The sequence below is a fragment of the Gordonia sp. OPL2 genome, from assembly GCF_003797825.1.
GTDB lineage: Bacteria > Actinomycetota > Actinomycetes > Mycobacteriales > Mycobacteriaceae > Gordonia.
In genome coordinates, this window is sequence record NZ_RKME01000002.1 from 242,570 (window position 1) to 265,602 (window position 23,033).

22 protein-coding genes are annotated in these 23,033 nt (G+C 67.0%); 8 read left to right on the top strand and 14 right to left on the bottom strand.

Annotated features, from left to right (window positions below):
* Positions 1 to 87: 87 nt before the first annotated feature.
* The 6 genes from nrdF to EEB19_RS04190 all read right to left on the bottom strand — a co-directional run bounded on the left by nrdF (position 88) and on the right by EEB19_RS04190 (position 6,136).
* Entirely contained in the window at positions 88 to 1,062 is a 975-nt protein-coding gene (gene nrdF, locus EEB19_RS04165) for a class 1b ribonucleoside-diphosphate reductase subunit beta (RefSeq protein WP_262365421.1), read from the bottom strand.
* Position 1,063: 1 nt separating this feature from the next.
* Complete coding sequence (locus tag EEB19_RS04170) at positions 1,064 to 1,840, bottom strand: NUMOD3 domain-containing DNA-binding protein (protein ID WP_187583466.1); 777 nt, start codon at positions 1,838 to 1,840, stop codon at positions 1,064 to 1,066.
* A gap of 33 nt (positions 1,841 to 1,873) precedes the next feature.
* Complete coding sequence (gene nrdE, locus EEB19_RS04175; RefSeq protein ID WP_187583468.1) at positions 1,874 to 4,069, bottom strand: class 1b ribonucleoside-diphosphate reductase subunit alpha; 2,196 nt, start codon at positions 4,067 to 4,069, stop codon at positions 1,874 to 1,876.
* 57 nt (positions 4,070 to 4,126) lie between these two features.
* Complete coding sequence (gene nrdI / locus EEB19_RS04180; protein WP_187583470.1) at positions 4,127 to 4,612, bottom strand: class Ib ribonucleoside-diphosphate reductase assembly flavoprotein NrdI; 486 nt, start codon at positions 4,610 to 4,612, stop codon at positions 4,127 to 4,129.
* 108 nt (positions 4,613 to 4,720) lie between these two features.
* Entirely contained in the window at positions 4,721 to 4,954 is a 234-nt protein-coding gene (locus tag EEB19_RS04185; RefSeq protein ID WP_187583472.1) for a redoxin NrdH, read from the bottom strand.
* Positions 4,955 to 5,566: 612 nt separating this feature from the next.
* The gene (locus EEB19_RS04190) at positions 5,567 to 6,136 is read right to left on the bottom strand and encodes an NAD(P)H-dependent oxidoreductase (protein ID WP_187583474.1); all 570 of its coding nucleotides are present in this window, start codon (positions 6,134 to 6,136) and stop codon (positions 5,567 to 5,569) included.
* 159 nt (positions 6,137 to 6,295) lie between these two features.
* On the opposite strand from EEB19_RS04190, the gene EEB19_RS04195 reads away from it, so the two are divergent.
* Positions 6,296 to 6,901: a TetR/AcrR family transcriptional regulator gene (locus tag EEB19_RS04195; RefSeq protein WP_187583609.1), complete on the top strand. Its 606-nt coding sequence runs from the start codon at positions 6,296 to 6,298 to the stop codon at positions 6,899 to 6,901.
* A 120-nt stretch (positions 6,902 to 7,021) separates the two neighbouring features.
* Positions 7,022 to 8,182: an FAD-dependent urate hydroxylase HpxO gene (hpxO, locus tag EEB19_RS04200; RefSeq protein WP_187583476.1), complete on the top strand. Its 1,161-nt coding sequence runs from the start codon at positions 7,022 to 7,024 to the stop codon at positions 8,180 to 8,182.
* A 16-nt stretch (positions 8,183 to 8,198) separates the two neighbouring features.
* Here hpxO and eccB read toward each other — a convergent pair whose 3' ends face one another.
* Positions 8,199 to 9,692: a type VII secretion protein EccB gene (gene eccB, locus EEB19_RS04205; protein WP_187583478.1), complete on the bottom strand. Its 1,494-nt coding sequence runs from the start codon at positions 9,690 to 9,692 to the stop codon at positions 8,199 to 8,201.
* Positions 9,693 to 9,837: 145 nt separating this feature from the next.
* Here eccB and eccE point away from each other — a divergent pair, with 145 nt between their 5' ends.
* Positions 9,838 to 11,577, top strand: a complete 1,740-nt coding sequence (gene eccE / locus EEB19_RS04210; RefSeq protein ID WP_187583480.1) for a type VII secretion protein EccE — start codon at positions 9,838 to 9,840, stop codon at positions 11,575 to 11,577.
* Positions 11,578 to 11,589: 12 nt separating this feature from the next.
* Here eccE and manA read toward each other — a convergent pair whose 3' ends face one another.
* From manA to EEB19_RS04225, 3 genes are all read right to left on the bottom strand, one after another.
* Positions 11,590 to 12,837: a mannose-6-phosphate isomerase, class I gene (manA, locus tag EEB19_RS04215; RefSeq protein ID WP_187583482.1), complete on the bottom strand. Its 1,248-nt coding sequence runs from the start codon at positions 12,835 to 12,837 to the stop codon at positions 11,590 to 11,592.
* A 4-nt stretch (positions 12,838 to 12,841) separates the two neighbouring features.
* Positions 12,842 to 13,954, bottom strand: coding sequence for a hypothetical protein (locus tag EEB19_RS04220; RefSeq protein ID WP_187583484.1), 1,113 nt, complete (start codon positions 13,952 to 13,954; stop codon positions 12,842 to 12,844).
* 98 nt (positions 13,955 to 14,052) lie between these two features.
* The gene (locus tag EEB19_RS04225; RefSeq protein ID WP_222929919.1) at positions 14,053 to 14,535 is read right to left on the bottom strand and encodes a DUF3499 domain-containing protein; all 483 of its coding nucleotides are present in this window, start codon (positions 14,533 to 14,535) and stop codon (positions 14,053 to 14,055) included.
* Between the two features lie 109 nt (positions 14,536 to 14,644).
* Here EEB19_RS04225 and EEB19_RS04230 point away from each other — a divergent pair, with 109 nt between their 5' ends.
* A complete protein-coding gene (locus tag EEB19_RS04230; RefSeq protein ID WP_187583488.1) occupies positions 14,645 to 15,250 on the top strand; it encodes a metallopeptidase family protein in 606 nt (201 codons plus the stop codon).
* Positions 15,251 to 15,355: 105 nt separating this feature from the next.
* Here EEB19_RS04230 and EEB19_RS04235 read toward each other — a convergent pair whose 3' ends face one another.
* Positions 15,356 to 15,610, bottom strand: coding sequence for a WhiB family transcriptional regulator (locus tag EEB19_RS04235; RefSeq protein ID WP_262365422.1), 255 nt, complete (start codon positions 15,608 to 15,610; stop codon positions 15,356 to 15,358).
* 699 nt (positions 15,611 to 16,309) lie between these two features.
* Here EEB19_RS04235 and cofD point away from each other — a divergent pair.
* From cofD to EEB19_RS04250, 3 genes are read left to right on the top strand one after another with little or no spacing between them, the layout of a single operon-like run.
* The gene (cofD, locus tag EEB19_RS04240; RefSeq protein WP_187583492.1) at positions 16,310 to 17,389 is read left to right on the top strand and encodes a 2-phospho-L-lactate transferase; all 1,080 of its coding nucleotides are present in this window, start codon (positions 16,310 to 16,312) and stop codon (positions 17,387 to 17,389) included.
* On the top strand, positions 17,386 to 18,774 hold the full coding sequence (locus EEB19_RS04245) for a coenzyme F420-0:L-glutamate ligase (RefSeq protein WP_187583495.1): 1,389 nt from the start codon (positions 17,386 to 17,388) through the stop codon (positions 18,772 to 18,774). Before cofD ends, EEB19_RS04245 begins: the two co-directional genes overlap by 4 nt.
* Positions 18,771 to 19,352: an NUDIX hydrolase gene (locus EEB19_RS04250; RefSeq protein WP_187583497.1), complete on the top strand. Its 582-nt coding sequence runs from the start codon at positions 18,771 to 18,773 to the stop codon at positions 19,350 to 19,352. The genes EEB19_RS04245 and EEB19_RS04250 overlap by 4 nt, the downstream gene beginning before the upstream one ends.
* A gap of 30 nt (positions 19,353 to 19,382) precedes the next feature.
* On the opposite strand, the gene glgC is transcribed toward EEB19_RS04250, so the two are convergent.
* Positions 19,383 to 20,597: a glucose-1-phosphate adenylyltransferase gene (gene glgC / locus EEB19_RS04255; protein WP_187583499.1), complete on the bottom strand. Its 1,215-nt coding sequence runs from the start codon at positions 20,595 to 20,597 to the stop codon at positions 19,383 to 19,385.
* 112 nt (positions 20,598 to 20,709) lie between these two features.
* Here glgC and glgA point away from each other — a divergent pair, with 112 nt between their 5' ends.
* Entirely contained in the window at positions 20,710 to 21,876 is a 1,167-nt protein-coding gene (gene glgA, locus EEB19_RS04260) for a glycogen synthase (RefSeq protein ID WP_222929920.1), read from the top strand.
* On the opposite strand, the gene EEB19_RS04265 is transcribed toward glgA, so the two are convergent.
* Positions 21,873 to 22,802, bottom strand: coding sequence for a putative RNA methyltransferase (locus tag EEB19_RS04265; protein ID WP_369074056.1), 930 nt, complete (start codon positions 22,800 to 22,802; stop codon positions 21,873 to 21,875). The genes glgA and EEB19_RS04265 overlap by 4 nt on opposite strands.
* Positions 22,799 to 22,966, bottom strand: a complete 168-nt coding sequence (locus EEB19_RS04270) for a DUF3117 domain-containing protein (protein ID WP_004019232.1) — start codon at positions 22,964 to 22,966, stop codon at positions 22,799 to 22,801. The genes EEB19_RS04265 and EEB19_RS04270 overlap by 4 nt, the downstream gene beginning before the upstream one ends.
* Positions 22,967 to 23,033: the final 67 nt, after the last annotated feature.

Genomic DNA, 23,033 nt, shown 5'->3' on the forward strand with positions numbered 1-23,033 from the left:
CGGGCGCAGAATCTCGCCGATCGTGCCCTGGATTTCGCCGATCGTGCCCACCGCCGGTGACCCGGAGGTGCCGATGACGATCCGAGGCTAGAAGTCCCAGTCCTCGTCCTCGGTGTTGACGGCCTTGCCGATGACGTAGCTGCTGCCGGAGCCGGAGAAGAAGTCGTGGTTCTCGTCCGCATTCGGTGACAGCGCCGACAGGATGGCCGGGTTCACGTCGGTCTCGTCCTTCGGGAACATCGCCTCGTAGCCGAGGTTCATCAGCGCCTTGTTGGCGTTGTACCGCAGGAACTTCTTGACGTCCTCGGTCAGACCGACCTCGTCGTAGAGCGCTTCGGTGTAGTCGCTCTCGTTGTCGTAGAGCTCGAACAGCAACTCGAAGGTGTAGTCCTTGAGTTCCTGCCGACGCTCGGGCGACTGCACCTCGAGCCCACGCTGGTACTTGTATCCGATGTAGTACCCGTGGACGGCCTCGTCGCGGATGATGAGTCGGATGAGGTCGGCGGTGTTGGTGAGCTTCGCGCGGCTCGACCAGTACATTGGCAGGTAGAAGCCGGAGTAGAAGAGGAACGACTCCAGCAGCGTCGAGGCCACCTTGCGCTTCAGCGGGTCGTCGCCACGGTAATAATCCATGACGATCTGCGCCTTGCGCTGCAGCTGCTCGTTCTCCTCCGACCAGCGGAACGCCTCGTCGATCTCCTTGGTGGAGCACAGGGTCGAGAAGATGGAGCTGTAGCTCTTGGCGTGCACCGACTCCATGAACGCGATGTTGGTCAGCACCGCCTCCTCGTGCGGCGTCGTCGCATCCGGGATCAGCGACACCGCACCGACAGTGCCCTGGATGGTGTCGAGCAGCGTCAGGCCGGTGAAGACCCGCATGGTCAGTTGCTTCTCGTATTCGGTGAGCGTGTTCCACGACGGGATGTCGTTGGACACCGGCACCTTCTCCGGCAACCAGAAGTTACCGGTCAGGCGATCCCAGACCTCGGCGTCCTTCTCGTCCGGGACACGGTTCCAGTTGATGGCGGAGACGCGGTCGACGAGCTTCAGTTTCTCAGGCATTTCAACTTCCGCTTTCTTCATTCGTTGTTGTGGCCGCGTCCTCAACGCAGTATCGACAAGTGTCTTTGAACACGCCTTTGTTCGTGTGATAGCGAGTGTGAGCGCTTCGCTTGCTGGATGGCTGCGGTCGTCCCTTTCGAGTTGCCGACATCTTTGCACGTGTCTCATCGCTCGCTCGGCGTCCGAAGTTCGGATTCCCCGAGCCTCGTCGCTGCTCGGAGAGACGCTGCCTGGATTCGGCAGACATCGTGTGTCCATAGCCTGGATGATCGATCCCGAACTTACCGAAGTTCGGGTTGGCCGCTCCTGTGATGGAACCTCGCCGCTCGACTGACCACTTCGCTCGCTGTTCGTCCGAGTGCGTTCGCCCGAAGAACGGATTCTCTTGTGCGAACCGACTCACTCCCTTCCGACCGGTTGATCGAATTCGAGCTGCTTCGCGCATCTCTTCGGTCCATACAACGCCGGTAGGACCCAGCCCTCCGGAGGCCAGATTGAGTAACGGCTGACCGTCGCGACGTAGGTAGGCAATCCACGCGATTTCAGCCTGACCCAACTCGTCCAGTCCGTCGATCCAATCGAGCTCATCGGCTATTACATTGTCGCGATCTTGCTTTCGCAGCCAGTCGTAGAACGGAGTCTTTCGGCCAGCTCCAGCAACCTTGAAATGTTGCTGTAGGCGTTTGGATGCAGTCTTGGTTGTAAGCCCGATATAGCGATAGTCGTACTCTGGCCGCAAGCGGACTCCGTAGATGACACCGTACTTCGCGATTGTCATGGTCACACCATCCACGAACAGTTGGTCAGACTGTCACAACATGCAGGAAACGCAATTTTCCACCTCAGTCCCCTCGAGAGCGAGTTGACGCAGACGGATGTAGTACAGCGTCTTGATCCCCTTGCGCCACGCGTAGATCTGCGCTTTGTTGACGTCACGGGTGGTCGCGGTGTCCTTGAAGAACAAGGTCAGACTCAGACCCTGATCGACGTGCTGAGTCGCCGCGGCGTAGGTGTCGATGACCTTCTCGTACCCGATCTCGTACGCGTCCTGGTAGTAGTCCAGGTTGTCGTTGGTCATGTACGGCGCCGGATAGTAGACGCGCCCGATCTTGCCTTCCTTGCGGATCTCGATCTTCGCGGCGACCGGGTGGATCGAGCTGGTCGAGTGATTGATGTAGGAGATCGAACCGGTCGGCGGCACTGCCTGCAGGTTCTGGTTGTAGATGCCATCGCGCTGCACAGCAGCCTTCAGCTCACGCCAGTCGTCCTGGTTCGGGATGTGAATCCCGGCCTCGCCGAACAGATCCCGGATCTTCTGGGTCTCCGGCTCCCACAGCTTCTCGGTGTACTTGTCGAAGAACTCCCCGCTCGCATACTTCGACTTCTCGAAGCCGGCGAACGCCTGACCGCGCTCGCGGGCGATCCTGTTCGATGCCCGGAGAGCATGGAACAGCACCGTGTAGAAGTAGATGTTCGTGAAGTCGACACCTTCCTCGCTGCCGTAGTAGATCCGCTCCCGTGCGAGGTAGCCGTGCAGGTTCATCTGCCCCAGGCCGATGGCGTGGGAGTCGTTGTTGCCCTTCTCGATCGACGGCACCGAGGTGATCGCCGTCTGATCACTGACGGCGGTCAGCCCACGGATGGCGGTCTCGATGGTCTGCCCGAAGTCGGGTGAGTCCATCGCCTTCGCGATGTTCAGTGAGCCGAGGTTGCAGGAGATGTCCTTGCCGATGTGCGAATAGGACAGGTCGTCGTTGAACTCCGACGCCGTCGAGACCTGCAGGATCTCCGAGCACAGGTTGGAGTGGGTGATCTTGCCGTCGATCGGGTTGGCCCGGTTCACCGTGTCCTCGAACATGATGTACGGGTAGCCCGACTCGAACTGCAGCTCGGCGAGGGTCTGGAAGAACTCGCGCGCCTTGATCTTGGTCTTGCGGATGCGCTTGTCTTCGACCATCTCGTGGTACTTGTCCGTGACATTCACGTCGGCGAACGGCACCCCGTAGACGCGTTCCACGTCATATGGGCTGAACAGGTACATGTCGTCGTTGTCCTTGGCGAGCTGGAAGGTGATGTCGGGGATCACCACGCCGAGCGACAGCGTCTTGATGCGGATCTTCTCGTCCGCGTTCTCCCGCTTGGTGTCGAGGAAGCGGTAGATGTCCGGATGGTGTGCGTGCAGGTAGACGGCACCGGCCCCTTGGCGTGCGCCGAGCTGGTTGGCGTAGGAGAACGAGTCCTCGAGCAGCTTCATGATCGGGATGACGCCCGAACTCTGGTTCTCGATCTTCTTGATCGGCGCGCCGTGCTCACGGATGTTGGACAGCAGCAGTGCTACACCCCCACCACGCTTGGAAAGCTGGAGAGCCGAATTGATCGACCTGCCAATGGATTCCATGTTGTCCTCGATGCGCAAGAGAAAGCAGCTCACCGGCTCACCGCGCTGCTTCTTGCCCGAGTTGAGGAAGGTCGGGGTCGCCGGCTGGAAGCGGCCGTCGATGATCTCGTCGACGAGGTGTCGCGCCAGCGCGGTGTCACCGTCGGCCAGCGTCAGCGCGACCATGCAGACGCGATCCTCGAAGCGCTCGAGGAAGCGCTTGCCGTCGAAGGTCTTCAGTGTGTAGCTCGTGTAGTACTTGAACGCGCCGAGGAACGTCGGGAAGCGGAACTTCTTCGAGAAGGCATGCCCGAAGAGCAGTTTCACGAACTCACGGTCGTACTTGGCCAGGACCTCCGGCTCGTAGTAGTTCTCCTCGAGCAGGTAGTCCAGCTTCTCGTCGAGATCGTGGAAGAAGACCGTGTTCTGGTTGACGTGCTGCAGGAAGTACTGGTTGGCGGCCTCGCGATCCTTCTCGAACTGGATGTTGCCGTCCCTGTCGTACAGGTTCAGCATCGCGTTGAGCGCGTGATAGTCCAGCTCGCCGGGTTCGTGTCCCGACGGACCGGGATGCACCCCGGACTTGCTGGCCGAGGCGGTGTCCGAGACGGGTGCGGCGGTTGGCGACACGAAAGACTCCTGCAGCTAGATGGTGGTATTCGAAAAGTACTGGCTGGGTCTGACAACTCAGCCGCGTGACGCGGTCAGCTCGACCCGGTCCGGATGGATGAACGCGGGACTCTGCGCGAACTCGACGAGCCCCTCCCGCACGCGATCGACATCGTCGGCGGTACCCATGAGCTCGAACCGGTACAGATACGGCACATGGCATTTACGCGAGACGATGTCGCCGGCGAGGCAGAACTCCTCACCGAAGTTGGTGTTCCCGGCCGCGATGACGGCACGGATGCGCGACCGGTTGTGGACGTTGTTCAGGAACTTGATGACCTGTTTCGGCACGTACCCGGCCCGATCGCCGGTCGCCTTGCCCCCACCATAGGTCGGCAGGATGAGCACGAACGGTTCGTCGACCGTGAACGACGACGGATCACCGAGAACCGGGATGCGTCGTGCACGCACACCGAGCTTCTCGACGAACCGATGCGTGTTCTCGGAGACCGAGGAGAAATAGACGATCAACGGCGTGGCGGCCGATGCGGGTGAGGTCCGCATGATGATCGACCTCCCGTACTGCTGAATGGTTGGTGACGACTGGTCCCAGGCACCTGCCGGTCACTGCTGTCCTCGACCCGACTTCCCCATCAGGTCGACGATGGGGCGTCAGGCGGCAGCAGTGGCCAGTGCCTTGATCCGGTCCGGACGGAAGCCCGACCAGTGATCGTCGCCGACGACCACCACGGGCGCCTGCAGGTATCCCAGGGCCATCACGTAGTCACGCGCCTCGTCGTCCTGGCTGATGTCGACGACCTCGTACTCCAGCCCCTGCTTGTCGAGGGCCTTGTAGGTGGCGTTGCACTGGACGCAGGCGGGCTTGGTGTACACGGTGATGGCCATCGAGGTTCTCCTTGTGCGTTCTGGCTGTCTGCTGGATCAGGCTGTTCTGCTGGTCGGTGTTCGCGGTTCCGGCCCGCGGTCCCGGGTCGTCCGAGGGCGAGGAGGCCCGCATCGGAGTCATGTCGAGTTGTCGTCGTGCGCTGCTGTCGCCGGCACCGACCCGGCAGGGCCGTCACCGTTCATCCCGGTGGGGATGAACCCGTCACCTTCTTGCGCCTGATGACCACAGACGAGCGGACCCGTCCTGTTCAACGCCGTGCGGTGACCAACACTTTCCCAACGTGAAGATGGTGACCCAGATCACCGACTTCCAGGCGTTTCCCGCAAAATCACATCGATGTACGTAACCCGCCCTGCTGGTGTCCAAAACACTACACCTAGTGCCCGACAATTCGCACCACCACTAGAACTTGTGAATAACATTCGTGAAAGTCGCAGGTCGCGGGCATGCGCGATCGTGAAGTCGGGCGTGTCCGGCGTGTCGTCCACAGGTTGTCCCCCGGCCCTCCACAAGGTGTCCGCAGATCGGTCCACAGGCCGTCGACGACAACGCGCCGCCGTGGACCCCGAAGGGCACACGACGGCGCGTCGAAACGTAGCTGTCGAGTCGGCTCAGGCGGCGACGGCCACCTCGTCCACGAGCCGATTGACGGCGGCGACGACCTGACCCACCAGCCCGGGATCCGACACCCCGCTGTCGCCGAGTGTCGACGTCTGGACACCGACCTCGACGTCCTCGATCACGCGGCCGCCGGCGATACCCACCGACTTCCGGGTGTCCTCGCGCGACCACGTGCCGGCGAACCGACCGAGGGCGGCGCCGATGACCCCGACCGGCTTGTTCGACACGGCACCCGCGCCGTACGGCCGCGAGAGCCAGTCGATGGCGTTCTTCAGCACCGCCGGGATGGTGCCGTTGTACTCGGGCGTGATCAACAGCACGGCATCCGCAGCGCCGACGGTCTCGCGCAACACTGCGACGCCGGCAGGCAGGATCGCGTCATCATCGGACGACGGGTCGTGATCCTCGCTGTAGAACGGGAGTTCTCCGAGCCCCTCGACGATGGTCACGTGGACGCCCTGCGGGGCGTTGTCGGCGGCCACCTGGGCCAGTTGACGATTGATCGATCCCTTGCGAAGACTTCCCACCAAGACGGCGATCTCCACGTTTCCTTCGGACACGATGCTCCCTTCGGTCGTTATCAAGTCGGACCGTTCAACCGGACCACGGTCCGATTAATTCCGGAAAACGCCAAGCGTTACGCTCGTCACGTGTCGAACGGTCCCGAACGGGGTCTGATCCCCCTCCCGCTCACCGGCGGTCTCTCCGGCGGTCTCCGCATGTCCGAGACCGGTTCCGCCGACGGAGGCGACACCGAGCGCGCCGACGCCGCACGCAACCGCCGCCTGTTGCTCGCGGCGGCGAAAGATCTCATCGACAACCACGGCGCGTCCGCGGTCACCATGGACGCGGTCGCCCGCGAGGCGGGTGTCGGCAAAGGCACCGTCTTCCGACGATTCGGCAGCCGCACCGGGCTGATGCTCGCTCTGCTCGACCACTCCGAGTCGGAGATCCAACGGGCATATCTGTCGGGGCCGGAACCGCTCGGCCCCGGCGCGCCGCCGCTCGATCGTCTCCTTGCCTACGGTCGCGCACGGCTCAAGCTCACCGTCGATCACCTCGACGTCCTCATCGAGGCGGCCGGCTCCGGCGGCGACTTCCTCAGCCACCCCGTGTGGGCGGCCTCCAATCGTCACGTGCAGATCCTGCTCCAGCAACTCGGGTTCGGCGATCGCCTGGAGGTCGTCGCGATCGCCGTGCAGGCACCGCTGAATGCCGGTGCGGTCAAACACCTCCGCGATGTCGTCGGGCTCGATCTCGAGACGATCACCGCGCAGTGGGAGCACCTGATACGGACTCTCGTCGCAGGCGTCACCGGCCGCTGAGCACCCTGGACGTCGATCGTCTCACCGCGCGAACACTACCGATCGGTCTTAGCCTTGAGGCGATCGAGTCGGTCCGAGCACGGTCGAGATCATTCGGACCGTAGGAGAAGGGATACACGGGTGAAGGCTGTCATCATCGGCGCCGGCATGGGCGGACTCAGCGCGGCGATCGCGCTGAGACAGATCGGTGTCGATGTGGAGGTCTACGAGCAGGTCACCGAGAACAAGCCGGTGGGCGCCGCGATCTCGGTGTGGTCCAACGGGGTCAAGTGCCTCAACCACCTCGGTCTCGAACACGAGACGGCCGAGCTCGGCGGCATCGTCGACTCGATGTCCTACGTCGACGGACTCACCGGGGACACCATGTGCCGCTTCAGCATGCAACCCCTCATCGACGAGGTAGGTCAGCGACCGTACCCGGTCGCACGGGCCGAACTGCAGCTGATGCTGATGCAGGCGTACGGGATCGACGACATCCACTTCGGGAAGAAGATGGTCCGCGTCGTCGACGGCGACGATGTTGCTACCGTCGAGTTCGCCGATGGCACAACCGATTCGGCCGATCTCGTCATCGGCGCCGACGGCGCGCGGTCGTTGACGCGAGACTATGTGCTCGGCCATCCCGTGCAGCGCCGCTACGCCGGCTATGTGAACTTCAACGGCCTCGTCGACATCGACGACGAGATCGGGCCCGCGACCGAGTGGACGACCTACGTCGCAGACGGTAAGCGCGTGTCGGTCATGCCGATCGCCGGTGGCCGCTTCTACTTCTTCTTCGACGTCCCGATGCCCGAGGGCATGCCGTACGAGCGCGGCACGGCCCGAGAGGTGTTGTCCGAGAGCTTCACCGGCTGGGCCCCGGGTGTCGCACGCCTGATCGAGAAGCTGGATCCGTCGACGACCAACCGCGTGGAGATCCTCGACCTCGACCCGTTCCACACGTGGGTCAGGGGCCGGGTCGCGGTCCTCGGCGACGCCGCCCACAACACCACCCCCGACATCGGGCAGGGCGGTTGTTCGGCGATGGAAGACGCTGTGGCGCTGCAGTTCGCATTCAACGACCATCCCGACGACGTCCAGACGGCGCTGGCCGCCTACGAGCGATCCCGGACCGAACGTGCCGGCGACCTCGTGCTCCGCGCGCGTAAGCGTTGCGACGTCACCCACGCCAAGGATCCGGAGGTCACGGCGGCGTGGTACGACGAACTGCGCTCGGAGGACGGCACGCGGATCCTGCGGGGTATCGTGTCGAACATCGTCGGCGGCCCACTCACATCCTGAGTGGGGACCGAGCGGATCACTTCTGCGGCTGCGGGATGACGCGTCCGTCGGTGTCGGGGGCGATCGCGTCGTGGGAGACGAGGGCGTCGGTGCGTGACAACGACGGCCCCGCCACGAGAAGCGAGATCACCGGCCAGGGCGCCTTCGTGGGTTGCTCGCCGAGTCCGAGCACTTCACCAGCGCCGGCGTCGGCCACACCGAAGCGGACCCCGAAATCGCTCACGTAGTAGCGGGATTCGGCACGGGAGCTGTCCGGCTCGGCGCCGGTCACCTGGATGTACTCTCCGGTCCCGGGCCGCAGATAGACCTGGTCCACCCCCGGGCCACCGCCGTCGGCGGAGCTGACCTGGACGGGTTTCGCACCGTCGGGCACCGGAAGTGCCCGCCCGACGAGGAACTGCGTCGTCGCGCTCGGATCGTCGGCGCCGCGCGACCACGCCCGGCACAGAGTCCCCGCCGCGGTCACGTCGACAAGAGTCGGTGCACGAGTGGGGAATTCGCTGACCGGCAGACGCGCCGACACCGGACGCGCCGCGATGTCGCCCTGGGCGACCGTCCGGACCGGGGCGGCACCGTCCCGATCGGCCAGGCGCAGCATCTCGGCCGTCGCCTCGCTGATCTGCTGGACACCGTCACGCAGGACCACGTAGAAGGTGGTCCGATCGTCGATGCCGACCGACTTCACGACCGAACCGACCCGGATGTCGTCGTCAGACAACGGTCCGGGCGAGCCCGCACCGTCGATCCGCGGGACGGCCAGACGGTCGACCTCGGGAAACGTGTTGAGCAGTCCGGTGCTCATCGCCCGGGGCTCCACGCCTTCGAGCCCGAGAGCGCGCATCACCGGGACGCTCTCGGTGTCGACGGGTGCGCGCACCGTCGTCGGGACGCCGTCTCGGGACACCGTGTAGACCAGGGATGTCGTGCCGCCGTTGGTGATCAGCGCCGCATCGTCGGGGCCCGCGGGTGAGATCGCGTCCCCCAGGCTGGGGCGGTCACCGATGACCGACAGTGTGATGGTCTCGCCCGAGGAGTTCGGTGAGACGGTGGCGCTGTCGCAGACCGTCCAGAACGATCCGCCACCGTGAGCCGAGGAATGCAGCGCCGACGGCGCCCCCGGGATACCCAGCAATGGACCGCGCGGATAGGACGACAGCTTGCCGTCGGCGACCGACGTGGGTGCCTCGCTGCTGCCGGTGATCAGTCGTGCCGAAGCCAGGTTGAGCACGGGATGCAGTGTGCCGTCGACGAGGACATAGTTTCCCCCGCCGTTCTTGCTCACGACGATCTTCGCGTCACCGACCGAGCCCTGCGGCCGCACGAGGCCCCATACGCCGCATCCGCCGAGCACGAGAAGCCCCAGCACGGTGCCGACCAGGAGGGCCTGCACCTGGGATCGCATCGGGTCGTGCAGCATCCGGACGTCTCGCCGGACAAGCGCATGCTCCAGACGGCGCAGCAGGAAACGGTAACCGTTCACCTGGGCCTTGGTCGTCAACTGCCGAGCCATCGTCCCCCCCTTCCGACTGCATGGCAGACGCAGCGTGGCCGCCGGTTCCCCTGATCAGGTGATCCCCGACGTTTCGCCGCGTAGTAGCGTAGCCGATACATTTTCCGCGGGTGTCGCGCCTGGCGCCCGTAGAACAGGGGGAACCATGGCGGACAGCGGCGTTTCCGTGCTGCCCATCGACCGTCGGGCAGGTCAGGGTCACCGCGATCGCCGCGCTCACCGGGGGATCACACTGTCCACGCTCGTCGTGATCGAGATCGTGCTGGCCGTTGGGCTGGGAGCGTGGGCCGCCTCCGGAAGTCCACTCGGCTGGATCGCCCTCGCCGTCGCCGGGGTCGCATCGCTCACCCTCATCCCCGTGCGCGGGCATCGCTCCCTCGTTGGCCGCTGGTCACAACGCATGGGCTTCGTCTGGGCTCGGGCCCGTCGGCCATCGGCCGATCTGACGCCGCCCTCATTCGACATCCCGGCCTCCCCGTCACCAGCCGGCAACTCGTCCGTCCGCAGCGGCGCCGGCAACGACACGATCGGCGCACGGTGGGTCGAGGACACCCTGATCACGGTGCTGCGGGTGGCCCCCGCCGGACCCGCGGTCACGTACCTGACGCCGGGCCGGTCCGCGGTGGCCGACACGGCAGGGCAGGTGGTCCCGCTCGCCGCGTTGGCCGAGTGCATCAATCCGTTCGACATCCGCCTCGACTCGATCGAGATCATCAGTCACGGCGTCCGCAGCTGGGGTGGAGGTCCGATCGCGCAGACCTATCATCGGACGCTGGGTCCGCTGGCCGCGACCGCCCACCGGTCGGTCCTCGTCGTCCTCCGGTTGAATCCGCTCGACTGCGCCGACGCCGTCGCGCGGCGTGGTGGTGGCGCCGTCGGCGCCCTCCGCACGGCGACGATCACGACCCGACGGGTGGCGAAACGGCTGTCGGAGAGCGGCTTGCGGGTGTCGATCCTCAGCGGCGCGGAGATCACCTCGGTCACCGGCCAGCTGGCCGAGGGCGCCCCTCTCGACGACATGACCGAGGACTGGGATTCGATAGCGTCGGGACAGCTTCGATTCCGCAGTGCCGCAATCGATCCCGCAGCCCTTGCGCACGTGCTGGGTTCGGTGTGGGTGAACTCCGCACTGTCCACCACCGCGACCGTCCGGCTACGCCACGACGCCGGCGGCGAACTCGAGGTCAGCGGGTTGATCCGATTCGCCGAGCTCCCGTCCGCCGGACGTACCGCCGATCCCCTGCCCGAGGGCCTGAGGGCGTTGGAGGGACATCAGTTCGACGCCCTCGCCGCAAGTCTGCCGATCGCCGTGCCCGGACGCCTGGACCGGACGCTGCCGTCGCTGCACGGTGTCGAGGCCGAGCAACTCCTACGGACACTGACGGTGCCCGCCAGCGGGTGTGGGCAGTTGGTCGGTGCCGACCACGGCGGCCGCGCGGTGGCGGTCCCCCTTGTCGGTCCCGACGTCCGTTCGGTGGCCATCGCCGCCGGCCCGCAGGTCGTCGCCCAGGTGACCCTGCGGGCTGTGGCGATCGGTGCGGCGGTGACCGTGCACACGGTGCGCCCGGACCGATGGCAACACCTGATCGGGACGGTCGGCGATCTGCGGCGACTGGCGTTGAGCTCCGACCGTGTTCAGACGCCGGCCGGCCACCGGGTCACCATCTTCGACGGACTCACCGGTCCGCCCCCGGAACCGAACACCACCCACATCACCGTGCTCGCCGCCGGCGACCCGCGGGTGGGTGAATTGGTCCCCGACGCCGCCGTGGTCCTCCGTCAGGATCCGCGAGCGCCGCAGGACATCTCGATCACGACGGCGAACGAACGCGTCGCGGTGACCATGGTGGCGACCCCCGACGAGTGGAATTACATCGGGCGGTGATCCACCCCGGTGTCAGTCGGACGCCACCGGGACCAGAGCGCGGAAGAACACGGCCCGCGATGCCGTCGCATGCACCACGACGTCGGGCTCGTCGTCGCCGATCCAGATCGCCTGACCGGCCCGCACACTGATCGGATGGCCACCGGCCGGGCGGACGTCGATCGAGCCCTGCAGCACCGTGAGGATCTGCGGACCGGGCATGTCGAAGCAGATCGACGACGCGTACAGGAGTCCGGTCCCGTCGAGCTCCACCCGGGAGAGGCGGAACTCGGGCGCGGGGGTCAGGTAGATCCGTTCGGCGCCGACCGTGCGGATCCGCGGCGTGATGTCGGCGACGTCGGCGGGCGTGAAGTCGAGCACCCGCAGCAGTTCCGGCACATCGATGTGTTTGGGCGTCAGTCCACCGCGCAGGACATTGTCGGAGTTCGCCATGATCTCCACGCCGGTCCCGCGAAGGTACGCGTGCAAGTTCCCCGCCGGCAGATACAGACCTTCACCGGGCTCGAGGTGGATGCGATTGAGCAGCAGTGACGCCAGGACTCCCGGGTCCCGGGGATACACCTCGCCGAGTTCGAGGACCGTACGCAGCTCGGCGGTGAAGCGGCCGTCACCGCCACCGAGCAGGTCGACCGCCCCGGTCAGCACCGCCGGGACCAGAGTGGCGATACTTGCGTCCGGCAGCGTCAGCCAGGTGGTGAACAGGGCGCGGAGACCTTCTGAATCCGGTTGACCGGCAAGCATTCCCAGGTACGGATCGAGTTCGCTGACCTGCAGCTCACGAAGCAGCTCGACGGTGACACGCGGATCGCGGAAGCCGGCCAGCGCCTCGAAGTCCGTCAGCGCGACGATGAGTTCCGGTTTGTGCCACGGGTCCCGATAGTTGCGATCGGCCGCGTCGATGCGCAGACCCTGGGCGTTCTCGCGATCGAAGCCCTCGCGCGCCTGTTCCGAGCTCGGGTGCGCCTGCAGAGACAGCGGCTCCTCGGCGGCCAGGATCTTCATCAGGAACGGCAGGCGCCCCTCGAAGGAGGCCACCGTACGTTCCCCGAGCATCCCGATCTGATCGGAGTCGATGGCGGTGAGGAGATCGCTGTCGGAGTCACCGTCGGCGCCCACGCACACCGCCGGGCCCGCCGGATGGGCGCCGAACCACAGTTCGGCCTCGGGGTGCGGTGACGGCACCGCCTTGCCGCGCAACGAGGCGATCGCGGTGCGCGATCCCCAGGCATAGGGCCGCACCACACCGTCGAGAGTCCTCATCACCTCAGGTCCTGATCAGCCGGAGATACACGGCGGCCATCTCGATGCGCAACGTCAGGAGCAACAACGACGTCAGGTCGTCGGGCGCGTCGCCGGACGGGTCCTCGGGCGTCCGTTCCGGCGTGCCGCCGACCGTCTCCTCGTCCGTCGCACCGATGAGGACGTCGACATCACCGATCGCGTCGAAATGGCGCCGGGCGAACAACTCCCGTCGCGGGGCGCTGACGACGAAGACCCGCGGCGGGGCCTCTCCCGCCGGGCCGTCGATCTCCGGATCGTGGAAGATCGAATCCGACGGCGCCGAACCGGTGCGTTCAGACCATTCGCGCACGATGCGGGCAACGTCGCCGACCTCGGCCACGGCACCGATCGTGCCGGCGACGGCGATCAGCGCTCGGGCGGCCTGACCGGCGATGACCGAGGTCCCCGGGGTATCGCCCACCCAGACGGCCGGCCGGTCCTCGAGTCGTGCCGCCAGGGTCTTCGCGTGGTTGTGGAAACTCTCGTTGGCCGGATGGTTGGCGCCCGCCTCCCCGTCGAGTGCATCGGCGAGGTCGCCGACGTCGGGGATGCGGCCGGTGAACCTGACCTGGGTGAGCGACACGAACACGGCGAGCAGGGCGGCGACGAAGCCGGGAAAGCGGAATCTCGAGTCGACGGACACACGGGGCGACAGATCGATCCCGCTGCCGCCCAGAGCATCTCGCAGCGGCCCCTCGATCGGCACCGCCACCACGACCTCGGCACGCCTGCGCACGGATCGGGCCGCGGCATCGGCGAGCACCCGGTCCCCCGCGTCGTCTCCGGCGAGCACGACGACGTCGAGCGGTCCGATCCAACCCGGCAGGGCGGGGGCGGAGACGATCGGCACGTCGATGCGCGCGCTGACCGCGGCGGTGACGAGCTGTGCCGCCTGCGATGCCGAGCCGGACGATCCACAGACGATGACGACGCTACGTGGACGCAGCTGCGTGAGCGGTTCGAGAACGCCTTCGCGGCGGGCCTCGGCGACGGATCGGACCTGCGCCCCGGCCAGGGCCACCGACGGGAGCAGCCCGTCCACGTCGGCGGCGATCAGCTCCTCGACATCGTCGAGGTCGGGGGCACCGGTTCGCATGACATCCACCCTAGCCACGCGGCCGGGTCCGTGCGCAGACGGCCGCCACGGTATACGGGCGATCAGGGCGTCGGCCGAGTGGACGGTCTCGTCGAGAGTCAGTCAATGGGATCGGGCAGGACGCGCAGGTGCCCACGACGACCCGGTCGAGGCCGCGCCGCCGACGACGGCCGTCGCGGCGCATCGTCGCCCCGAGACGAGGACTCGGCTCCCTGGGCGTTGCCACGGGCCGCGCGATGACGGCCTGCCGGGGCGTCCTCGAGCCCGTCGAACAGATCAGGGAACCCCGGGGCCACCTCGACCCGGTCGGCCCCGCCGACCTCGCGGACCGCCTCCGCGAGCGCGGTCAATTCGTAGTCCTCGGCGACCGGTGCCGAGAATCCGCGCTCACTGCGCAGCATCTCCCAGCCGCGCGGAACGGTGATGCGACGCGCATGGTCCTCGCAGAGATCCCAGGAGTGCGGCTCGGCGCTACTGGCCAGCGGACCGATCACCGCCGTCGACTCGGCGTAGACGAAGGTCAGGGTAGCCACCGCGGAACGGGCGCAGCCGGGCCTGCAGCACTGTCGGGGAAGCTTCACGCTGATGAGGTTATCCCCAGCCGCCGGTCTGCACAGTCGGCGACACGCGCGCGCACACCAAACGCACCTCACACGAGACATCTCGCCGACGACTACCTACACTCTCGTCATGCGTTTTGATCCACCCCGGCCGTCCCGCGGTCGCGCCGACGACCCGCGAGGTCGCGCATCGGACCCGCGGGGCCGGGGTGGCGATCAGCGTCTGCCGGACGGCCGCGGCCGGGGGCCCGATCCGCGGGCCACGACCCTTCGTCGGACGACACGACCAGCACGTCTGCGGGACCGGCGTGGGCGTGGGCTCCGGGCGCCGTTGCTGCCCCAGACCGTTCCGGCGTTCACCAGTCGCGCCGATTCGTTCGACGGCATCGCGCTGGAGGCCTTCGCGGAGATCGACACCCGCTGGCACGATCGGCTGGCCGGTCTCGACATCGCGGTCGACGACATCCCGCGCATGTTGCCCAAGGATCCGGAGTCCATCCAGTGGCCCGATGAGGTGACCGCCGACGGGGCCGTGCCGTTGGCGCGGCTCATCCCGGCCGGTGTGGATCTGCACGGCCAGCCCACCCGCGCCCAGATCATCCTGTTCCGCCGGCCGCTGGAGATCCGCGCGCGGCGAGGTGCCGATCTGTTGGAACTGGTGCACGAGGTGCTGGTGCAGCAGGTGGCCACACACCTCGGCGTCGACGAGGACACCATCGACCGCGGACCCGAGTGATTCCGCCACGCACGCCGGCTCGGACCTGACCGACCACAGCTCGCGTTCCGCGATCTCCTCGCGCCGCCGAACCCGGGATGCCCGGGAGCCAGCCGGGCGTCGAACTCAGATGATGCCGCGCTTGAGACGACGACGCTCACGCTCGGAGAGACCGCCCCAGATGCCGAAGCGCTCGTCGTTGTGCAACGCGTACTCCAGGCACTCCGACTTCACCTCGCATCCCTGGCATATCCGCTTGGCCTCCCGGGTCGATCCGCCCTTCTCGGGGAAGAACGCCTCGGGGTCGGTCTGCGCACACAGGGCACGATCCTGCCATTGCTCTTCGACGGCCTCGAAGAGGTCGTCGAAGTCGTTGGGCACCAAGGAAAGATGCCGACCTTGAGTCCACGGGGAATTACCGACCGGTTCGGGAGTGCCGCCGCCCACATTCGGCTTCATCAGCGAATCACCCAACAAGCCAAGGTGATTCGCACCCACGTCGGCGCCGGCCAATTCTTCGGCACGGTCAGTCGAGTCGGCAGAGCTGCGGGGATCGGAAAAGTTGCGTGGTTCAAGGGGATTGCCGATCGGGTTCTCAAAAGCCATCGTCGGCGCCTCCTAGCTCGAGAAGTCTGTCAGTTCCAGTCATCGGTGTCCGCGGCAACCATGCCGCCCCACCTGTTCTGCCCACACCATCGATCTTCACCGTGTGTCCGGGTACCTCACCCACTGAGCCATTCGAACAAATGATCGAAAGCCTTGCGCTCCATCAGTTCTCGATCTCAAACTCAGAATGACACTGATGTGATTACACACGTGATGGACCACTGCGGTCAAGTTAAAGCGAAAGATTCCTTAATACCATCACTCATCCGGAACACTCGGTCTCGACACGGCACGGGGTTGCGGACATCAGCAAAGTCACAGATCTGCGATCCCCTCCCCCGAGAGCGCCACCTATGGTAGCCAATCCGCCGGCGTCCGCGCCGCCGCCCGGTGCGCAAGCCTGCGTGACCACCCACAACAGGCGCAACGACCGCGCCGGAGGCACCCCTCGGCTCGATCACTACAGTGAACAAGGTGAAAGTGACGGTCCTCGTCGGTGGCGTCGGTGGCGCCCGCTTCCTGTCCGGTGTCCGGGAATTGCTCGGGCCCACGCCCTTTCCCGACCCTGCCGAACGGGGATCGGACGATTCGTCGGATCGGGGTGCGAATCATCCGGATGACCGACAACACGAGGTCACCGCGATCGTCAACGTCGGCGACGACGCGTGGATGCACGGTGTCCGGATCTGTCCCGATCTCGACACCTGCATGTACACCCTCGGTGGCGGCATCGACCGCGAGCGGGGATGGGGCCGCGTCGGCGAGACCTGGCACGCCAAGGAGGAATTGGCCGCCTACGGCGCCGATCCCGATTGGTTCGGACTCGGTGACCGCGACCTCGCGACCCATCTCATCCGCACCCAGATGCTCGATGCCGGGTATCGGCTCTCCGACGTCACGGCAGCGCTGTGCCGCCGATGGCAGCCAGGAGTGAGGTTGATCCCGGTCACCGACGACCGTCACGAGACCCACGTGGTGGTATCCAAACCCGGCGGCGAGGACGGCGAGCAGGTCGCCATCCACTTCCAGGAATGGTGGGTACGCCACCGTGCACAGATCCCCACCTTCGGTTTCGCCCAGGTCGGCTCCGACGACACCCGCACCGCCCCCGGTGTCGAGGACGCGATCGCCGAGGCCGACGTCGTCCTCGTGGCACCCAGCAATCCGGTCGTCAGTATCGGGGCGATCGTGAGTGTGCCCGGGGTCCGCAGCGCGTTGCGCACGACCTCGGCTCCGGTCGTGGGCATCTCGCCGGTCATCGACAACCGGCCGCTGCGCGGGATGGCCGACGAATGTCTCTCGGTCATCGGCGTGGAGACCTCCGCCGAGGCCATCGCGGCACACTACGGCGCCCGGAGTGCCAACGGCATCCTCGACGGGTGGCTGATCGCCGACGGTGACCACGCCGCGGTCGACGGCATCGCGATCGGTTCGGCACCGCTGCTGATGAGCGACCCGACGGTGACGGCCCAGATGGTGCGAGACGCGTGCGCGCTGGTCGGCGTCGCCACACCCGACCGCAACGTCGGCGCGAACCCCGGGCGACCGTCGTGACCGCGGGGCGACAGGGCCGGGCGGAGCACACCGCGGGCCGATCGGCTGATCACCGCGCGGACGGCGACATCGAGATCCGACCCGTCACCGGCCTCGGTGAGTTCGACGAGGGTTCCGACATCGCCGCCGAACTCCTCGCGGCCGCACCGTGGCTCGCCGATGGCGACGTCGTCGTGGTGACGAGCAAGATCTTCTCCAAGACCGAGGGCCGTATGGTGACCGCACCGTCGGATCCCGACGAGCGCGACGCACTGCGTCGGTCACTGGTCGATCAGGAGTCGGTTCGCGTCCTCGCACGCAAGAACCGCACCCTCATCACCGAGAACCGCATCGGTCTCGTGCAGGCTGCGGCCGGCGTCGACGGCTCGAACATCGCCTCCGACCGACTTGCGCTGCTCCCGATCGACCCGGACGGCAGCGCCGCACGGTTGCGCGCGCGCGTGCGGGACGTCGCGGGCCTCGATGTCGCGGTGATCGTCACCGACACGATGGGCCGCGCCTGGCGCAACGGCCAGACCGACGTGGCGATCGGCTCCGCCGGGATCGCCGTCTCGCATCCGTACGACGGCTCCGTGGACTCCTACGGCAATCCGCTGATCGTCACCGACATCGCCGTCGCCGACGAGATCGCCGCGGCCGCCGATCTCGTGAAGGGCAAGCTCGCCGGTGTACCGATCGCGGTCGTCCGCGGATTGCGTCCCGTCGACGACGGCTCACGGGCCGCCGATCTCATCCGGCCGGCGCAGGAGGACCTGTTCCGGATGGGCAGCGCGGAGGCCGTCGAGCAGGGGCGACGCGAGGCCCTCCTGACCCGGCGGTCGATCCGCACATTCGCCCCGGAGACGATCGACGACGACACCATGGCTGCGGCCTTCGCCGACGCCCTGACCGCACCGGCACCCCATCACACCCATCCGGTCCGCTTCGTCCGCGTCCGGTCCGGCGAGCGCCGCGTCCGCCTGCTCGACGCGATGTCACAGGCGTGGCGTGCCGACCTGCAGGACGACGCGAAGACTCCCGAGTCGATCGAGAAGCGACTGCGACGCGGCCAGATCCTCTATGACGCACCGGAACTGGTGATCCCGTTCCTCGTTCCCGATGGTGCCCACGACTATCCGGACGCGCGTCGCACGGCAGCCGAGCACACGATGTTCACGGTCGCGGCCGGTGGTGCGGTCAACGCTCTGCTGGTCGCGCTGTCGGTGCGCGGGGTGGGCAGTTGCTGGATCGGCTCGACCATCTTCGCCCCGGAGGTGGTCAGGGAGGTCCTGGATCTCGATGCGCGGTGGGAACCGCTGGGCGCGATCGCGATCGGCCGTCCGGCCGACGAGACCGTCGGCCTGCGCCCGCCGGCGACCACCGAGGGTCTGGTGATCGAGCGATGAGCATCGACTCCCTGCACGCGTCGACCATCACGGCGCTGCGCACCTGGTCGGCCCCCGACGCCGAACAGGACTCGTTGCGCCACACCTACCTCGCGTTCCTCGACGCCGCGCCGCAGGCCTGCGCACGCGCGAGCGAGCCGGGACACATCACGGCGTCGGCCATCGTCTTCGACGCCACCCTCGAGCACGTGCTGTTGACGCTGCATCCCCGTGTGGGCAAGTGGATTCAGCTCGGCGGCCACTGCGAGGAGACCGACGACACGATCGCGGACGCGGCCGTGCGCGAAGCACGGGAGGAGTCGGGGATCCCCGGGCTGGTGCTGTCGACCGGTCCGGTGCATCTGCACACCCACCCGATCACGTGCTCGCTGGGCGTGCCGACCCGGCACCTCGATGTTCGGTTCGCAGCGGTCACCGAGCCGACCGCCGACGGCTCACCACCGACGATCGTGCGCAGTGACGAATCCGTCGATCTCGCCTGGTGGCCGGTCGACGGGCTCCCGGAGAACACCGACAGGGACAATGTCTCCGCGCTCATCGCCCTCGGTCTGGCGGCCGGCAAGGACACCGCCCGCTGACGTTCCCACCGATGTCGGGCGGCGGTCCGCTCAGACGCGGATTCCCTTGCCGACGCAGACGACTCCGCCACCGCTGATGGAGAAGCGCTCGCGGTCGACCTCCGGGTCCACCCCCACCTGGACGCCCTCGCCGACGTGGACGTTCTTGTCCAGGATCGCGTGCCGGACGACGGCTCCCTTGGCGACGCGGACGCCGGGCATCAGCACACTGCCGTCGACGATGGCACCGTCCTCGATCACCACGTTCGCCGACAGCACGGAGTTGCTCACGGTGCCCGAGGAGATGATGCTCCCCGCACCGACCACCGAGTCCTCGGCCGTCCCGCCCTGGACGAACTTCGCCGGCGGCAGGTTGACGGTCTCGCCGCGGATGGGCCAGCGGCGGTTGTAGAGGTTGAACACCGGGTGCACCGACACGAGGTCCATGTGGGCGTCGTAGAAGGCGTCGAGCGTCCCCACATCACGCCAGTACCCCTTGTCGCGCTCGGTGGCGCCGGGGACCTCGTTGTCCTTGAAGTCGTAGACGAACGCCGAGTTCCGATCGACGAACCCAGGGATGATGTCGCCACCCATGTCGTGGTCGGAGTCGGCGTCGGCGGCATCCGACCGGATGGCGTCCACGAGGGCCTCGGTCGTGAACACGTAGTTGCCCATCGAGGCGAAGGTGACGTCGGGGTCGTCCGGCGTACCCGGCGGGTCGGCGGGCTTCTCCAGGAACCGGGTGATCCGTCCCGACGCGTCGGAGTCGATGCAGCCGAACGCGGTCGCCTCCGCGCGCGGCACACGGATTCCGGCCACGGTGACGTCGGCGCCCGAGTCGATGTGGGCCTCCACCATCTGCGACGGATCCATCCGGTACACGTTGTCGGCGCCGAACACCACGATGTACTCGGGCTCCTCGTCGGTGATCAGGTTCATCGACTGGAAGATCGCGTCGGCGCTGCCGGTGTACCAGCGCGGGCCGAGACGCTGCTGGGCCGGCACCGGCGTGATGTACTCGCCGTGGAAGCCGGCCGAGAACCAGGTCTGCGAGATGTGCCGGTCCAGTGAGTGCGACTTGTATTGCGTGAGCACACAGATGCGTTCGTATCCGGCGTTGACGAGATTGGACAGCACGAAGTCGACGAGGCGGTAGGAGCCGCCGAACGGGACCGCCGGTTTCGCCCGGTCCATCGTCAAGGGGTAGAGCCGTTTCCCCTCGCCGCCTGCGAGGACCATTCCGAGCACGTGCGGCTGTGATCTCACTCCCCCAACTTAACCGGCATCCACCGCCGCGGCTAGGTGAATGCGCCCTCCGGAGGGGCGAGTTTCCACCATCGTTGGCGAACTCGGAGCGATGACGTTAGCGTCGTTGACCATGAGGGTGGCGATGATGACACGGGAGTATCCACCCGAGGTGTACGGCGGTGCCGGGGTACACGTCACGGAACTGGTGCGGCACCTGCGGGCCCTCACGACCGTCGACGTGCACTGTATGGGCGCCGACCGCGACACCGCGCACGTCTACCAACCGGATCCGGGACTCGCCGGCGCCAACGCGGCGATCACGACGTTGTCCGCGGACCTCCGGATGGCGGTGGGTTCCGACGGGGCCGACCTGGTGCATTCGCACACCTGGTACACGGGACTGGCCGGCCACCTCGCCGCACAGCTGCACGGCGTCCCTCACGTGCTGACCGCACACTCCCTGGAACCGAGCCGGCCGTGGAAGGCCGAGCAACTCGGCGGCGGATATCGCGTCTCGAGCTGGGTGGAGCGCAATGCGGTCGAGTACGCCGATGCCGTCATCGCGGTCAGCGCGGGGATGCGCACGGATGTGTGCAACACCTACCCGCGCGTCGAGCCCGAGCGAGTCCACGTGGTGCGCAACGGCATCGACACGACGATGTGGTATCCGGTCGACGATCCGTTCGGCGATGAATCGACCCTGCGGGCACTCGGCGTGGACCCGGACCGGCCGGTCGTCGCGTTCGTCGGACGCATCACCCGACAGAAGGGTGTCGCCCATCTCGTCGCGGCCGCGCATCAGTTCGCACCGGAGATCCAACTGGTCCTGTGCGCCGGAGCGCCGGACACGCCGGAGATCGGTGCCGAGATCGACGCCGCGGTCACCGAGCTGTCGGCCGCACGTGACGGTGTGTACTGGATCCGCGAGATGCTCCCCCAACCGCGAATCCGCGAGATCCTCACAGCCGCAACCGTTTTTCTCTGCCCCTCGGTATACGAGCCGCTCGGCATCGTCAATCTCGAGGCGATGGCCTGCGACACCGCGGTCGTGGCGTCCGAGGTCGGCGGTATCCCCGAGGTCGTCCGGGACGGGGTCACCGGGCGCCTGGTCCCCTACGACCCCGTCGATCCGCGGGGCTTCGAGGACGGTCTCGCCCAGGCTGTCAACGCCGTCGTCGGCGACCCCGCGGCGGCAGCGGTCATGGGCCGTGCCGGACGCGAGCGTGCCGAAGCCGAGTTCTCGTGGTCGTCGATCGCCGAGCAGACCCTCGAGGTCTATCGGGCAACACTGCGCTAGGCCGGCGCCGAGGTCGACATGGACGCCGATTGTCCGGCGCCCCGGGGCCGAAAGACGCTGACGCCCACCGATACCGTGACGTCGAGGTGTCCGCCGGATGCCGCGGCCAGAGTCTCGGCGTCGGCCAGGATGTCGCCGGCCGATCGATGGAATGCCGACGGCCCCATGGCGACCACGTCGGCCACGAGCGCGGCGTCGAGGCCACGCGCGAGGCGGAGGTCGGTGTGGTCGACGAGGTCGAAGTGTGCCGCGGTGGCCATCCGCAGACGGGTGTCCTTGTCCGCGCCGACCTCCAACATGCCCATCGGCCCGACGATCTCGGCGAGATGATCGGGCCGCGGCGTCACGACGACCAGGGTTCCCCCCGGGTGCAGGACGCGGGCGAATTCGTCGATGTTGCGGGGCGAGAAGATCGACAACACGACCCCGACCGACGCGGTGCGTATCGGCCACGGACGCCAGACGTCGGCGACGAGGGCCGCGGCGCGCGGGTGACATCGCGCGACAGCACGGGCGCAGTACTTGGAGAGATCGATTCCCAGCCCGCGCAGTCGATCATCCCCGTCGAGGGCGGTGGCGAGATAGTGGCCGGTGCCGGCCCCGGCGTCGGCGACGACGTTCGGGCGGTCGGTGGTGGCGGTCCGCTGCACGGCATGCGCGACCGCGGTGGCGACGGGATCGAAGAATCCGCACGCATGGACCCGTCGCCGCGCGGCGACCATCGGTGCGGTGTCCGAGAGATGCTGTCCCGGTCGGCCATCGGTCAGGGACACATAGCCCTGCCGGGCGATGTCGAAACGATGTGATGCGGTGCAGACGAGCGACCGGTGGTCGGCGGCAACCACGAGATCGTCGGCACAGACCGGACACCGCAGAACCGATTCGACTGCGGTCAGCGGCCCCGCAGAGGTGCTCTCCCGATTCAGCCGGTGACCCCGCGCAGTTCCTCACCGAGGGCTGCCGCTTCGTCCGCGGTCAGTTCGACGACGAGCCGTCCACCGCCTTCGATCGGAATCCGGACAACGATTCCACGTCCTTCCTTGGCCGCTTCGAGGGGGCCGTCCCCAGTACGTGGCTTCATTGCCGCCATTCTCGAACTCCTTCCAGAGCGTTCGCCACACCGTGTGGATGACACCCGCGCATCGGTCGGAAATGCA